This is a genomic window from Rhodococcus sp. D-46, from assembly GCF_011290655.1.
In the GTDB taxonomy this organism is placed as follows: Bacteria; Actinomycetota; Actinomycetes; order Mycobacteriales; family Mycobacteriaceae; genus Rhodococcus_F; species Rhodococcus_F qingshengii.
In genome coordinates, this window is the sequence record NZ_JAANTF010000001.1 from 927,911 (window position 1) to 940,635 (window position 12,725).

Annotated in this window: 14 protein-coding genes; 10 read left to right on the forward strand and 4 right to left on the reverse strand. The window is 63.0% G+C overall.

Annotation, left to right across the window (positions count from 1 at the left end; all coding sequences use genetic code 11):
• The first annotated feature begins 6 nt into the window (after window positions 1–6).
• The 5 genes from pgsA (at window position 7) to pdxS (ending at window position 4,806) form a co-directional block, all read left to right on the forward strand.
• The gene (pgsA, locus tag G9U53_RS04455; RefSeq protein ID WP_037130749.1) at window positions 7–684 is read left to right on the forward strand and encodes a phosphatidylinositol phosphate synthase; all 678 of its coding nucleotides are present in this window, start codon (window positions 7–9) and stop codon (window positions 682–684) included.
• Window positions 681–1,583, forward strand: coding sequence for a phosphatidylinositol mannoside acyltransferase (locus G9U53_RS04460; RefSeq protein ID WP_042919909.1), 903 nt, complete (start codon window positions 681–683; stop codon window positions 1,581–1,583). The genes pgsA and G9U53_RS04460 overlap by 4 nt, the downstream gene beginning before the upstream one ends.
• Window positions 1,580–2,707, forward strand: a complete 1,128-nt coding sequence (locus G9U53_RS04465; protein WP_003943332.1) for a glycosyltransferase family 4 protein — start codon at window positions 1,580–1,582, stop codon at window positions 2,705–2,707. The genes G9U53_RS04460 and G9U53_RS04465 overlap by 4 nt, the downstream gene beginning before the upstream one ends.
• Window positions 2,704–3,726: an NUDIX domain-containing protein gene (locus tag G9U53_RS04470; RefSeq protein WP_083057282.1), complete on the forward strand. Its 1,023-nt coding sequence runs from the start codon at window positions 2,704–2,706 to the stop codon at window positions 3,724–3,726. The genes G9U53_RS04465 and G9U53_RS04470 overlap by 4 nt, the downstream gene beginning before the upstream one ends.
• A 171-nt stretch (window positions 3,727–3,897) precedes the next feature.
• Window positions 3,898–4,806: a pyridoxal 5'-phosphate synthase lyase subunit PdxS gene (gene pdxS / locus G9U53_RS04475; RefSeq protein ID WP_003943338.1), complete on the forward strand. Its 909-nt coding sequence runs from the start codon at window positions 3,898–3,900 to the stop codon at window positions 4,804–4,806.
• A gap of 101 nt (window positions 4,807–4,907) precedes the next feature.
• On the opposite strand, the gene G9U53_RS04480 is transcribed toward pdxS, so the two are convergent.
• Window positions 4,908–5,384, reverse strand: a complete 477-nt coding sequence (locus tag G9U53_RS04480; RefSeq protein ID WP_050656607.1) for a RidA family protein — start codon at window positions 5,382–5,384, stop codon at window positions 4,908–4,910.
• Window positions 5,385–5,546: 162 nt separating this feature from the next.
• On the opposite strand from G9U53_RS04480, the gene G9U53_RS04485 reads away from it, so the two are divergent.
• The 3 genes from G9U53_RS04485 (at window position 5,547) to G9U53_RS04495 (ending at window position 8,545) form a co-directional block, all read left to right on the forward strand.
• Window positions 5,547–5,969, forward strand: coding sequence for an NUDIX domain-containing protein (locus G9U53_RS04485; protein WP_054827788.1), 423 nt, complete (start codon window positions 5,547–5,549; stop codon window positions 5,967–5,969).
• A gap of 128 nt (window positions 5,970–6,097) precedes the next feature.
• Window positions 6,098–7,609, forward strand: a complete 1,512-nt coding sequence (locus G9U53_RS04490; protein ID WP_083057280.1) for an HNH endonuclease signature motif containing protein — start codon at window positions 6,098–6,100, stop codon at window positions 7,607–7,609.
• Window positions 7,610–7,723: 114 nt separating this feature from the next.
• Window positions 7,724–8,545: an acyl-CoA thioesterase II gene (locus G9U53_RS04495; RefSeq protein ID WP_003943337.1), complete on the forward strand. Its 822-nt coding sequence runs from the start codon at window positions 7,724–7,726 to the stop codon at window positions 8,543–8,545.
• A gap of 35 nt (window positions 8,546–8,580) precedes the next feature.
• Here G9U53_RS04495 and G9U53_RS04500 read toward each other — a convergent pair whose 3' ends face one another.
• Entirely contained in the window at window positions 8,581–9,204 is a 624-nt protein-coding gene (locus G9U53_RS04500; RefSeq protein WP_003943324.1) for a hypothetical protein, read from the reverse strand.
• Window positions 9,205–9,283: 79 nt separating this feature from the next.
• Here G9U53_RS04500 and tesB point away from each other — a divergent pair, with 79 nt between their 5' ends.
• Both tesB and pdxT read left to right on the forward strand, forming a co-directional pair.
• Window positions 9,284–10,153 carry an acyl-CoA thioesterase II gene (gene tesB / locus G9U53_RS04505; RefSeq protein WP_165638351.1) on the forward strand — a complete coding sequence of 290 codons (870 nt, stop codon included), beginning with the start codon at window positions 9,284–9,286 and terminating at the stop codon, window positions 10,151–10,153.
• Complete coding sequence (pdxT, locus tag G9U53_RS04510; RefSeq protein ID WP_007732937.1) at window positions 10,153–10,758, forward strand: pyridoxal 5'-phosphate synthase glutaminase subunit PdxT; 606 nt, start codon at window positions 10,153–10,155, stop codon at window positions 10,756–10,758. The genes tesB and pdxT overlap by 1 nt, the downstream gene beginning before the upstream one ends.
• A 25-nt stretch (window positions 10,759–10,783) precedes the next feature.
• Here pdxT and G9U53_RS04515 read toward each other — a convergent pair whose 3' ends face one another.
• Window positions 10,784–11,461: a response regulator transcription factor gene (locus tag G9U53_RS04515; RefSeq protein ID WP_165638352.1), complete on the reverse strand. Its 678-nt coding sequence runs from the start codon at window positions 11,459–11,461 to the stop codon at window positions 10,784–10,786.
• On the reverse strand, window positions 11,416–12,630 hold the full coding sequence (locus G9U53_RS04520) for a histidine kinase (protein WP_230359835.1): 1,215 nt from the start codon (window positions 12,628–12,630) through the stop codon (window positions 11,416–11,418). The genes G9U53_RS04515 and G9U53_RS04520 overlap by 46 nt, the downstream gene beginning before the upstream one ends.
• Window positions 12,631–12,725: the final 95 nt, after the last annotated feature.

Consider the following 12,725-nt stretch of genomic DNA (forward strand, 5'->3'; position numbering starts at 1 on the left):
CCTGCGGTGTTGAGCTTCTTCGGGCGCGCATCGGTGTCCAAGGTGACGGCACCTATGGGGAAGGCGCTGGTCAAGACCGGTCTGACGCCGGACTCGGTGACGGTGATCGGCACGGTGGCAAGCGTCGCCGGTGCGGTGACGCTGTTTCCGTCCGGACATCTGTTCTGGGGAACCATGTTCATCTGGTTCTTCGTCATGTTCGACATGCTCGACGGCGCAATGGCTCGTGCTCGCGGCGGCGGAACGCGGTACGGGGCGGTACTGGACGCGACCTGCGACCGCGTCGCCGACGGCGCGATTTTTGCCGGCCTGGCCTGGTGGGCGGTCTACCACGAGAACAGCAAGTGGCTGCTCGTCGCGACGCTCATCTGCCTCGTCACCTCGCAGGTCATCTCGTACGCGAAGGCGCGCGCGGAGGCGAGCGGGCTGACTGCGGACGGCGGGTGGATCGAGCGCCCGGACCGATTGATCATCGTGTTGGTCGGATCCGGCCTGACGGGTATGGGTCTTCCGTGGGCAATCCACATCGCGATGTGGGTACTTGCCGCCGGAAGCATCGTGACGGTCTTCCAGCGAGTGCTCGCGGTGCGCAATTCCCCTGGCGCCCGGGAACTTCTGCCGATCGCCCCGGCCGCATCGACGGTCGAAGGTGCGCCGAACACGGACGGCGAGGCAGAGAAATGAGCTTTGCCGAGCGTGCAACCGACCTGGGATACGCCGCGGGTTGGCGTCTGGTGCGAAGCCTGCCGGAATCGGTGGCGGTCAAGCTGTTCGACGCCGGAGCGGATTTCGCGGTACGCAAGGGCGGACCCGAACAACTCAGGAAGAACCTCGCGAGAGTTCTGGGCACGACGCCGGAGGAAGTTCCGGATCAGTTGATCAAGGATTCTATGCGCTCGTACGCCCGGTACTGGCGTGAGGCATTCCGTCTACCGTCGATGGACCTGGTCGCGACAGGTAAGGCGTTGCATGCGCTGGTCGAGGGCCAGGAACATCTGGAAAAAGCAATGGCAGCAGGTCATGGCGCGGTATTGGCGCTGCCCCACAGCGGTAATTGGGACATGGCCGGCGTGTGGTGTGTTCAGCAATGGGGTGGGTTGACCTCCGTTGCCGAACGGCTCAAGCCCGAATCCCTGTACGAACGGTTTGTCGAATACCGCGAGAGTCTCGGTTTCGAGATCTTTCCGCTCAGCGGCGGGGAGCATCCTCCGTTCGTCGAACTGTCCAAGCATCTGCGCGAGAACAAGATCGTGTGCTTGCTGGGGGAGCGCGATCTGGCGAAGAAGGGTGTGCCCGTCACCTTCTTCGGAGAACCCACTCGCATGCCCGCCGGCCCGGCGAAGCTCGCGATCGATACCGGCGCGCCGCTACTTCCGGTCCACTGCTGGTTCACTCCCGACGGTTGGGGTTTCAAGATCGACCCGCCGATCGACGTATCCGGCGGAGTCGGCCCGGCCACGCAGGCACTTGCCGACCGTTTCGCGGTCAACATCGCAGCGCACCCCGCTGACTGGCACATGCTTCAGCCGCTGTGGCGCTCCGACCTCTCCGAATCGCGGCTCGCCCGCATGGAGGGTGAATGAAGATCGGCATGATCTGCCCGTACTCCTTCGACGTCCCCGGTGGTGTGCAGGCGCACGTGGTGGATCTGGCAGAGGTGCTGATCGAACGTGGTCACAAAGTGAGTGTGCTTGCGCCGTCGTCCGATGACGACGAGTTGCCGGATTTTGTGGTTTCCGCAGGTAAAGCCGTCGCGATTCCCTACAACGGTTCTGTTGCACGGTTGTCTTTCGGCCCGACGGCGAACAACCGCCTCCGCAAGTTCATCGCGGAAGGTGACTTCGACGTTCTACATATCCACGAACCCAATGCGCCGAGTCTGTCCATGCTCGCGTTGCGCATCGCGGAAGGCCCGATCGTCGCCACCTTCCACACGTCGACCACGAAGTCGTTGGTGCTGAGCACGTTTCAGGGTGTCTTGGCTCCGTATCTCGAGAAGATCAGCGGCCGGATCGCAGTCTCGGAGTTGGCGCGTCGTTGGCAGGTCGAGTCTCTCGGATCCGACGCGGTCGAGATCCCCAACGGCGTCGATGTCGCAGCGTTTGCCGAGGCCGATCTGTTGCCCGGCTACCCGCGCGAAGGTGGAACCATTCTGTTCCTCGGTCGCTACGACGAACCGCGCAAGGGGATGGCCGTCCTCCTCGGTGCGCTGCCGGAGTTGGTCGAGCGTCACCCGGATCTCGAAGTGATCGTGGTCGGACGCGGCGACGAGGAGAAACTCCGCAAAGAGGCGGGTAAGTACTTCAAGCATCTCCGCCTGCTCGGGCAGGTCAGTGACGAGGAGAAAGCGTCGGCGCTTCGCAGTGCGGACGTCTACTGCGCGCCCAATCTCGGCGGTGAGAGCTTCGGGATCGTGCTGGTCGAGGCCATGGCGGCTGGCACTGCCGTCGTGGCCAGTGAGTTGGACGCTTTTCGCCGTGTTCTTCGCGACGGTCAGGCCGGCTTGCTGGTCCCCATCGGGAACTCCGATGCCTTGGCAGAGGCAATCGATTCCGTTCTCGGTGACCCGGATCGACGACGCGCGCTGGTCAACACCGCGACAAGTGTTGTTGCCGAATACGACTGGCCGGTGGTGGCCGAACAGATCCTGCGTGTCTACGAGACCGTCACGGTTGGCGGCACCGGCGTACGCGTGGTGGGTTCATGACCTTCTCCGCTCTGACAATCTTCATTCTCGGGCTCGTCGCTGCCGTCGTCCTGGTCGTCGGACTGTGGGCGTACGGGACGGCGAACCGACTCGATCGACTGCATGTGCGTTCGGATCAGTCGTGGTTGGCGCTCGATGCGGCTCTGTCCCGTCGTGCCGCGGTTGTCCGCGCGGCGGCTGTGGACATGAGCGCCGACGACGCCCGCAGATTCGTCACCTTGGCGGACGCCGCCGAACGTGCGGATCGTCAGGATCGCGAGCTTGCCGAGAACCGGCTGTCCAATGCTCTCGCTGCCTACGGCACGACGTCGCTGCGACCTCAACTGGTGGCCGAGTTGGCCGATGCCGAGGCGAGGGTCCTGATCGCTCGGCGGTTCCACAACGACGCGGTGCGCGACACTCTCGCGTTGCGTACGCGTCGACTTGTTCGCTGGCTGCACCTCGGGGGAACGGCACTGCTACCTCAGTACTTCGAGATATCGGAGCGCACGACCGCGGCGGCGGTGCCCGAGGGCATCACCGTGGATACGTCACGGACCTCTGCCCGCGTGGTGATGCTGGACGAGGAAGATCGGGTGCTGCTGTTGCGCGGGCACGATCCCAAGATCCCGAACACTTACTTCTGGTTCACCGTCGGCGGCGGGCTCGAACGCGGCGAACATCTGCGAGCGGCCGCGGTTCGTGAGATCGAGGAGGAAACGGGGTTCAAGGTAGCGCCGGAGAATCTGCGAGGTCCGCTTTGGCGTCGGGTGGCGATCTTCCCGTTCGACGGTGAGCTGATCCGTTCGGAAGAGCTGTTCTTTGCTACGCGCACTCACGGCTTCGAGCCGGTCTTCCAAGGCCACACGGAATTGGAACAGCGTGCCATCACCGGCCATCGCTGGTGCAGCGCCGACGAGATCCGCCGACTGGCCAAGTCCGGTGAGCCCGTCTACCCGTTGGATCTGGCAAACCTCCTGGTGGAGGCCGCGACGATTGCGGACGGTTCCGAGGATCCGGAAGTGCGTTCCATCCGCTGATCGTTCGGTCGTTCAGTGCTCGCGGGCAGTTTAAGGCCAGCAATGGCAAATTGGATACGGAATCGAAGGCCGGTTCGTCCTAGAGTTCTGGCCAGAGGCCTCCGCGCGAATGAACTCGTGTGTTCGCCGTGCCTTGTTTCTTTCGTCACGCCACTACTGCAGGAGTTTGCTGTGAGCACCCCCGACTCTGCCCCCACCACCGCCATCGGCACCGCCCGCGTCAAGCGCGGCATGGCTGAAATGCTCAAGGGCGGTGTGATCATGGACGTGGTCACCGCTGAGCAGGCCAAGATCGCCGAAGACGCCGGCGCCGTCGCCGTCATGGCACTCGAGCGGGTCCCCGCAGACATTCGCGCACAGGGCGGCGTCTCGCGCATGAGTGACCCGGACATGATCGACAGCATCATCTCCACCGTCAGCATCCCCGTCATGGCGAAGGCACGCATCGGTCACTTCGTCGAAGCGCAGATCCTGCAGAGCCTCGGCGTCGACTACATCGACGAGTCCGAGGTCCTGACCCCGGCCGACTACGCCAACCACATCGACAAGTGGAAGTTCACCGCTCCCTTCGTCTGTGGCGCCACCAACCTCGGCGAAGCGCTCCGTCGCATCAACGAAGGCGCGGCCATGATCCGCTCGAAGGGTGAAGCAGGCACCGGAGACGTCTCCAACGCCACCACCCACATGCGCACCATCCGCGGCGAGATCCGCCGGTTGACCTCGCTGAGCGAAGACGAACTGTACGTAGCCGCCAAGGAACTGCAGGCCCCCTACGAACTGGTCGTCGAGGTCGCCAAGGCCGGCAAGCTGCCGGTCACCATGTTCACCGCCGGCGGCATCGCCACCCCGGCAGACGCTGCCATGATGATGCAGCTCGGCGCCGAGGGCGTCTTCGTCGGATCGGGCATCTTCAAGTCCGGCAATCCGAAGCAGCGCGCCGAGGCAATCGTCAAGGCCACCACGTTCTACGACGACCCGGACGTGCTCGCCAAGGTCTCGCGCGGACTCGGCGAGGCAATGGTCGGCATCAACGTCGACGACCTGCCTGTCGGACACCGCCTCGCAGAGCGCGGTTGGTGACAGCAGGTTCGACGACCGGGCCCAGTGCCTGAAAGTCCTCACAGACGAAGGGGCGGCGGTTGCGTTGGCAACCGCCGCCCCTTCGGGGTGTGGCAGACCGATCAGATGCTGTCCGATACCTCGAACACGAACTCGACCTCGACGGCACTGTTTCGGGGTAGTTCGGCGACGCCGATCGCTGAGCGGGCGTGTTGTCCAGCCGAACCGAAGATCTCGGCCAGCAGGTCGGACGCACCGTTGATCACCTGGGGTTGCTGCGAGAATCCCGATCCGGAAGCAACAAATCCAACGACCTTGACGACCCGAACGATGCGATCGAGCCCGACTAAGGCATCGACTGCCGCGAGTCCGTTGAGAGTGCACAACCGCGCCGCCTGGGCGGCGTCTTCGACGGAGACGCCCTCGCCCAACTTACCGATGCACGTCGTAGTGCCGTCGACGAGCGGCAATTGCCCCGACGTGTAGACGTATGACCCCGTCTGAACGGCGGGAAGGTATGAGCCTGCGGGGGTGGCAACAGGCGGGAGGGTCAGGTCGAGTGCGGCGAGTCGTGCGGTCCAGGTACTTGCGTCGTTCATCGGTTCCTCAATGGGTTCTTTTGTCCGGGAATGGTGTTCGAGTCTGTCATCGGGAGTCTCGGCAAGTCCAAGTCGTATTTGCGCCCACCCCATCACTTTTGGTGATATTCGCCGTCGTCGGATTCAAAATGGTGTTCGAGTTGGCCACCTAAACTGTGTCGGATGTCGTCAATTCGTAACATCTCACTGGGGATACCTGTCCGTTCCGGTCACGTACTCATGCTCGACGGCACGGACTCTGTCACGGGGGAGAACTTTCATCGATTGATCGGTGGCGGTATCGAGTTCGGTGAGACGGCCGAGGCAGCGCTGCGACGCGAGTTCGCGGAGGAACTCTGTGTCAGGCTGGGAAGCGTCGAGTTGCTCGAGGTCGTCGAGAACATCTTCGAGTTCGAGGGGCGGCCTGGGCATGAGATTGTCCATGTCTTTGCAGTCGACTCAGCTGACATCGATGCGTTTCCGCTCGACGTGCAACTCCGAGTCCTAGACGAAGGTAGTCCAGTCCACTGGGTATTGAGTGGTGGGTCCGACCGCCCTATCTACCCGGCCGAAGCTGCCCGCATTATCAACGCCCTGGTTCAGTAGGGGAATCCGTTGCCGGAACACGAGTGGCCGCAAAGGTTGCTCCGCAACAATTTTCGGTCAATCAGGATTGTTCGGACTGATTCCTGGAAATCATGGATATCGAACGTATATTCGAATAATGTTGAGGAATGTTCGATGACGGAGTAGGAAGTTCAGGTACTGCAGCGCAGCTGTCCGGTGCTGAATCCGACTGCGCCCTCATCGATCTCATCGCCGATCTGCATGCGCGCGAATCGATGCTCGTGGAACGGAAACTGGCTGCCATTGCCGAGTTTTTCGAGCGTCGCAGCGCTGACCACACTGATAACGGTGCTTGGTCGTCTACCGCTCACGAACTGGCTGAGGCCGAGCTCGGCGCGGCATTGACCATGGGCCGTGCCGCAGCGGGAAAGTTGATCGGTCTCGGCTTTTCTCTCAAGACTCGCCTCCATCGCACGCGTGCCGCCATGGCGCGCGGAGAACTGGATCTGTATCGAGTCGGATTGATCGACTCCGCTACGGCCAACGTAGCCGACGATTTGATCGACGAGGTGGAACGGCAACTCCTCAAGAAGATCTCGGCGCCACCGATGCCTGGCGGTACCGGCTTGACGGGTCGCCGATTGACAGCGGCTATCGACCGGATCGTCGCCGTGGTGGATCCCGAGGGGATACGCGAACGTCGACGCCGCGCCCTGGCTGATCGGTTCGTGGGTGTGAGCGCTGCCGAGGACGGAATGGCGCGGATATTGGGGAGTATTCCGGCGGAGGAAGCACGGGCTTTCGACCGTCGGTTGCGGGAGTTGGCAATGTCGGTGTGTCGACACGATTCCCGTAAGTACGAGCAACGACGAGCTGACGCATTGGGAGCGTTGGTATCCGGGTCGACGATTCTGCCGTGCGATTGCGGCCGGGACGAGTGCCCACAAGATCGAAGCGGGATTGTGGTGGTGCGTCGGCCGTTGGTTCACGTGGTCATGCTGGAATCAACGCTTCAGGGCGGTGACGCACCAGGTGCAGACGAACCCGCTCACCTCGACGGTTATGGAGTGATCAGTGCAGAGCATGCGCGTGACATCGCCGCGGGTGCGCTGATTCGGAAGGTGAAGGTACCAGCCGATGCCGCGCTCGAGTCTTCCGGTGAGGGCGAGCCAGTACCTCCGCCCGTTGTTCCTTCGGCGTCGGTCTACCGCCCCGGCGCTGTCCTCGACACCTGGGTGCGGGTGATCGCAGGAAGCTGCCAGTGGTTGCACTGCGATGTCGCTGCATGGAATTCATATCTTGATCACACTGAGCCCTTTGATCATCGCGATCCCACTTGTGGTGGAAAGACCGTGGCGTCGAATCTGAGTGCGTATTGTCGAAACCATCACCGCCTCAAGCATTCCGGTCAGTGGTTGCATATCTCGAACCCGGACCGGAGTGTCATGCTGACCTCGCCGACCGGACATTGCTACCGAACCAGGCCGTCAGGTCTGCTGGCGGGAATGCTCGAGCCTGTGCTGCCCGAGGGTGGTCGGCGTCGGCGCACACGTCTGGAGAACAAGGCCGCTCGTGTGTGGGGGGAACGCCGGCGGCAGCGGTTACGAATGCACCTCCGAATGAAGAAGAAGGCCCGGAGGAGGACCTTCGACGGCGGAGACGATCCACCGCCATTCTGAGTCGATGCGCCCCGTCGCTCAGTGTTTTCGGATGCCCACTTTGGTGGCCGGGGGTGCGTCAGGCATTGTGTGAAGGTCGGTAGACGTCGGTACACGGGAAGATGTGGAGCATCGATGGCGAGGATCGAAGAAATTCTGGAGTTGGAACGCCTCGAGCGGGACATCTTTCGAGGAATCATCGCGGAGACCACCCTGACCCGCACTTTCGGCGGCCAGGTCGCCGGACAGGCATTGGTGTCGGCGGTACGCACGGTCGATCCGGCCTACTCGGTTCATTCGTTGCACGGATATTTCCTGCGTCCGGGAAATCCGATGGAGCCCACGGTTTTTCTGGTTGATCGTGTTCGGGACGGTCGATCGTTCGCGACCCGCTTGGTCACCGGAATTCAAGACGGGCAAGCCATTTTCACGATGTCGGCGTCCTTCCACGTCCAAGACGAAGGCATCGAGCACCAGGACGAGATGCCACCCGTTCCTGACCCCGAGACCTTGGCCATCGCCCAGGATTCGGAGGATCCCGAGACTGCGTGGCTGGCGCGTGAGTGGTCCGATTGGGACCTTCGAATGGTGCCGAAGGCCGACATCGACAAACGTCCGGGCGCTGCCGCGCAGCAGCAAGTGTGGTTCCGTTCCCGCGAGGCACTCCCGGACGACCCGGTATTTCACGTGTGCACGCTTGCCTACATGAGCGACATGACGCTGCTCGGATCTTCTCGCGGCCCCCACATGGACGTCGCCATGCAAAGCGCTTCGCTCGATCACGCCATGTGGTTCCTGCGGCCGTTCCGCGCCGACGAGTGGCTGTTGTACGACCAGACGTCGCCGTCAGCGGGCTTCGGTCGCGCACTGACGCAGGGACGAATCTTCGACAGCCGAGGAAATATGGTTGCTGCAGTCGTCCAGGAGGGTCTGACCAGGCTGTATCGCCCGAAGTGAGGTCGGCCGACGTGAGATCAATCGCAGTGAGACCTTCACTGGCGAGACCGCACCGCAGGCCGGGCCGGATGGTCGTATCTGACCTCGAAATCGACCTCCTCGGACACTTCTGATCGGTGTTCGAGGAGTGCCTCGACGGTCCACAGATCTGCCTCCGGTGTGTGCCGCCGCATGGCAGGTTCGCTCATGTCCAGACGGACGCTGACGTCGAACTCCAGCCCGCGCCCGAGCAACATCGGACCGGCGATCACGATGACCGCGCGCTCATGGACGGGGATACGGGTCGACCGAGCCGATCGATCGGTGGGTTCGTCCCAGAGTTTCGGCAAGAACGCCCGTTTTGTGCGGGCTGCGGTGATCACTTCACGATCGAGTGCCGGATAGTCGAACCAGATAGTACGGTAACTCAGCGCATCCTCGTGGCCGAACTCGTATCGCAGCGAAGCCGGCCGCACGTAGTCGTGCAGTGACACAACAGCACTCGGCCTGTTGCGCGACTCGACGGCGGTGCCGACCAGTTCCGCGAGCCGAGACGGCTGTGCACAATCAGGTCCGTCGATCGCTACTACCGCCACCGACGGAAACGATCCGCTCAGCGTTGCAATCTGCTCGGCCAAGGCGAGGGGACTGGACGGGATGAATGTACTCACGCCCACCATGGTGCCGTGCCCGCTCGCCGAGGCGATATTGTGAACCGTCATCGCGCCCAGTGCGGCGGTCTATGTTTTCGGAGGACTCATGGTTGGTATCGAGGGGATCCTCGCGCTCGAACACCTGGAGAAGGACATCTTCCGTGGTGCGGTCCATCCCACCGCACTTCAACGGACGTTCGGCGGGCAGGTTGCCGGGCAGTCGTTGGTTTCTGCCGTGAGCACCGTTGACGAGAGCTACCACGTGCACTCGTTGCACGGATATTTCCTGCGCCCGGGCAATCCGAAGATTCCGACGGTCTACCTGGTGGACCGCATCCGCGACGGGCGCTCGTTCTGCACCCGCCGGGTGAATGCAGTTCAGGACGGCAAGACGATCTTCACGATGTCGGCCTCGTTCCACGTCGACGACGAAGGTATCGAGCACCAGGACCGGATGCCCTCCGTTCCGGCGCCGGAGGACTTGCCGGATGCGCAGACCGTTCCGAAGTTGGCTGAATCGCAGTTCTATCAGGAGTGGAAGAACTGGGACATCAGAATTGTGCCCGCTGAGCAGAGCGCGTCAGCGCCGGATCTCGCCGCGCAACAACGCGTGTGGATGCGCTACCGCGAGGCTCTGCCGGATCGTCCGCTGCTGCACATCTGCACCCTCGCGTACCTCAGTGACATGACCCTGCTCGGAACTTCCAAAGTCCCGCACCGCGGCGTGAAGACGCAGACTGCTTCGCTCGATCACGCGATGTGGTTCCTGCGTCCGTTCCGGGCCGACGAGTGGTTGCTCTACGACCAGACGTCGCCGTCGGCAGGTTTTGGTCGCGCGCTCACTCAGGGGCGTATCTACGATCGCGATGGCAACATGGTGGCAGCGGTGGTTCAGGAGGGTTTGACGCGTCTCGAACGCGAACCCGACAGCCATGAGAGCAAGAACAGCCGTGAGAACAAGACAGGAACTGTGTGATGACGCGTCCGTTGATCGGTGTACTCGCCCTCCAAGGTGATGTTCGCGAACACCTTGCCGCACTCGATGATTCGGGAGCGGATGCGGTGGGTATCCGGCGCCCGGAGGAACTCGACAAGGTCGACGGCATCGTGATCCCCGGTGGCGAATCCACCACAATGAGCCGGCTTCTGCAGGTATTCGAGCTGCTGGAACCGCTTCGTGAGCGACTCCGCGGCGGGCTGCCGGCTTACGGATCGTGTGCGGGCATGATTCTGCTCGCCAGCGAGGTACTAGACACCCGGCCGGACGCCGAGCATCTCGGCGCCATCGACATGACGGTGCGCCGCAACGCTTTCGGTCGGCAGGTCGATTCTTTCGAGTCCGACCTGGAGTTCGAGGGCATCATCGGTGATCCCATTCGCGCTGTCTTCATCCGCGCGCCGTGGGTGGAGCGAGTTGGGCCGGGCGTTGAGGTCCTTGCGCAGGTTCCCGCCGCCGCGGGGGAGGCCGCGGGCCGGATCGTCGCGGTTCGGCAGGGCTCGGTGATCGCCACTTCTTTCCATCCCGAGGTTACCGGGGACCGTCGAGTGCACGAGATGTTCGTCGATCTGGTTCGCGGATAACTGGAGTAGTCAGCCTCGGCCGAACCTACAGCTCCAGTTCGCGGGCAAGGATCGCCGCCTGGACGCGTGAGGTGAGGTGCAACTTCGACAGAACTCGCGACACGTGCGACTTCACCGTCGGAGCACCGACTCCGAGTTCACGCGACAGTTCGGCGTTGGACATACCCGTCCCCAACAGCGCGAGGACCTCGCGTTCACGGTCGGTGAGCTCGTTCAATCCCAGCGGTTCGGTGGGTTTGGGTGCGCGCTGCACGAACTCGCCGATCAGGACACGCGCCGCGCGCGGAGCGAGCACTGCATCTCCGGCCGCGACGTTGCGGATAGCGCTGGTCAGCTCGTCCGCTGTCGCAGTCTTGAGCAGGAATCCCGAAGCACCGGCGCGCAGGGCCGCGAAGACGTATTCGTCGAGGTCGAAGGTGGTCAACACCAGAACCCGGCTGCGGGTCGTCCCGATGATCTGACGCGTCGCTTCGATGCCGTCGGTGCCTGGCATCCGGACGTCCATGAGTACGACGTCGGGTTGATGCGTGCGGGTGACGGTGATCGCCGACGCTCCGTCACCGGCTTCTGCGACGACATCGATGTCGTCGTGCTGCCGCAGGATCATCGCGAGTCCGGACCGGATCGCGGCGTGGTCGTCGACCAGGGCGACGGTGATCACCGATCCGTTCCGTTCGGCGCGGGGACCGGTATCTGTGCGCATACCGTCCATTCTCCGTCGACCGGAAGTGCGTCGAGTGAACCGCCCAGCAGTTCGGCGCGGTGACGCATGTTTGCAAGTCCGTGCGTTCCCGCCCGAAAACTGGATGTGTCGCGACCGATGGGGTTTCGGATCTCGATCTGTAATGCATTGTGCTGGAGAGAGATCGACATCGAGATCGGTGCACCAGGCGCATGCTTGAGCGCATTGGTCAACGCCTCCTGGGTGATCCGGTACGCCGTGTGATCGACCACGCTCGGCAGGTCGGCAGTATCGATGTCGATCGCAACGTGCACGGCGGCGCCGGCTGCCCGAACTGCGTCCAGGACGACGGGCAACTCGGTCAGCCGCGGGGGAGAGGAACGCGGGTCCGGGGTCTCGTCGTCCCCGGCGTGGAGCAGTTCGATCATCGACCGCATCTCGGAAAGGCCCGCGAGACTGCTCGATCTGATCGCTCCGATCATCTCCCTCAATCCGTCGTCTGGTTGGCCCCGTTCACCGGAGAGAGCTGAGGTGGACAGTGCCGCCTCCGAATGGATTGCGATGGCGGAGAGGTGGCTTGCGATGACGTCGTGCAGATCGCGCGCCATGGTTGCTCGTTCGTGAGCGACTGCGGCCTCGCGGTCCAGAGTGGCGAGTGCTTCGTGGACTCTGGAACGCTCGCGTTCGGCCTCGGTCAGTTCGACTTGTCGACGGATGACCAGTGCCCACCACACCGGTGTACCGAAGAACAGAGCGGTCACCACGCCTGCCCCAGCCGCAGCGCGGACGTCCTGGGTGGACAGGTAGACGAGTGCGGTGAGCGCGGCAACCGTCACCGCGGTCAGAGAACACACCACTCGGCCCAGCCGCGCCGTCCCGTACAGAACTGCGGCGTAGGTGAGATCCGAGAGGACCAGCCACATCGGCAGAGTGGGTCCCAGGGCAGCGTCGACCGCGACGATGACGGCCCCCGCCGCCAAAGCTGTTGCCGGACGCACCCGCCGGAACGAGTCGATCGCACACAGCAGAGCCAGCATCCCGATCCGAACCCCGGCGGGAACGTCGGCGACACCTCCGACATCGGTCCACATTTGGTACAGGCCGACCAGGTAGAGGAGTACCCCGATCGCGAACAGGCCGAAGGCGATGAGCGGATCGTTCCACTTGCCGACACTCCGACTTCTGGTCACCACAGACTTATCAGAGCACATCGGGGCGCCTGACTTGTCATACCAAATGATGAGGTCGGCGTTGTTCCGATGGCTGATGTGCAGATTCGATAGAG

Excerpts from the sequence above, each read along its gene's own strand:
- G9U53_RS04500 (WP_003943324.1), bottom strand. The coding sequence starts at position 9,204 with ATGGTGGGCGTGAGTACATTCATCCCGTCCAGTCCCCTCGCCTTGGCC.
- G9U53_RS04460 (WP_042919909.1), top strand. The coding sequence starts at position 681 with ATGAGCTTTGCCGAGCGTGCAACCGACCTGGGATACGCCGCGGGTTGG.
- G9U53_RS04465 (WP_003943332.1), top strand. The coding sequence starts at position 1,580 with ATGAAGATCGGCATGATCTGCCCGTACTCCTTCGACGTCCCCGGTGGT.
- G9U53_RS04480 (WP_050656607.1), bottom strand. The coding sequence starts at position 5,384 with ATGAACGACGCAAGTACCTGGACCGCACGACTCGCCGCACTCGACCTG.
- tesB (WP_165638351.1), top strand. The coding sequence starts at position 9,284 with ATGGTTGGTATCGAGGGGATCCTCGCGCTCGAACACCTGGAGAAGGAC.
- pdxT (WP_007732937.1), top strand. The coding sequence starts at position 10,153 with ATGACGCGTCCGTTGATCGGTGTACTCGCCCTCCAAGGTGATGTTCGC.
- G9U53_RS04470 (WP_083057282.1), top strand. The coding sequence starts at position 2,704 with ATGACCTTCTCCGCTCTGACAATCTTCATTCTCGGGCTCGTCGCTGCC.
- G9U53_RS04515 (WP_165638352.1), bottom strand. The coding sequence starts at position 11,461 with ATGCGCACAGATACCGGTCCCCGCGCCGAACGGAACGGATCGGTGATC.
- G9U53_RS04490 (WP_083057280.1), top strand. The coding sequence starts at position 6,098 with ATGTTCGATGACGGAGTAGGAAGTTCAGGTACTGCAGCGCAGCTGTCC.
- G9U53_RS04495 (WP_003943337.1), top strand. The coding sequence starts at position 7,724 with ATGGCGAGGATCGAAGAAATTCTGGAGTTGGAACGCCTCGAGCGGGAC.
- G9U53_RS04485 (WP_054827788.1), top strand. The coding sequence starts at position 5,547 with ATGTCGTCAATTCGTAACATCTCACTGGGGATACCTGTCCGTTCCGGT.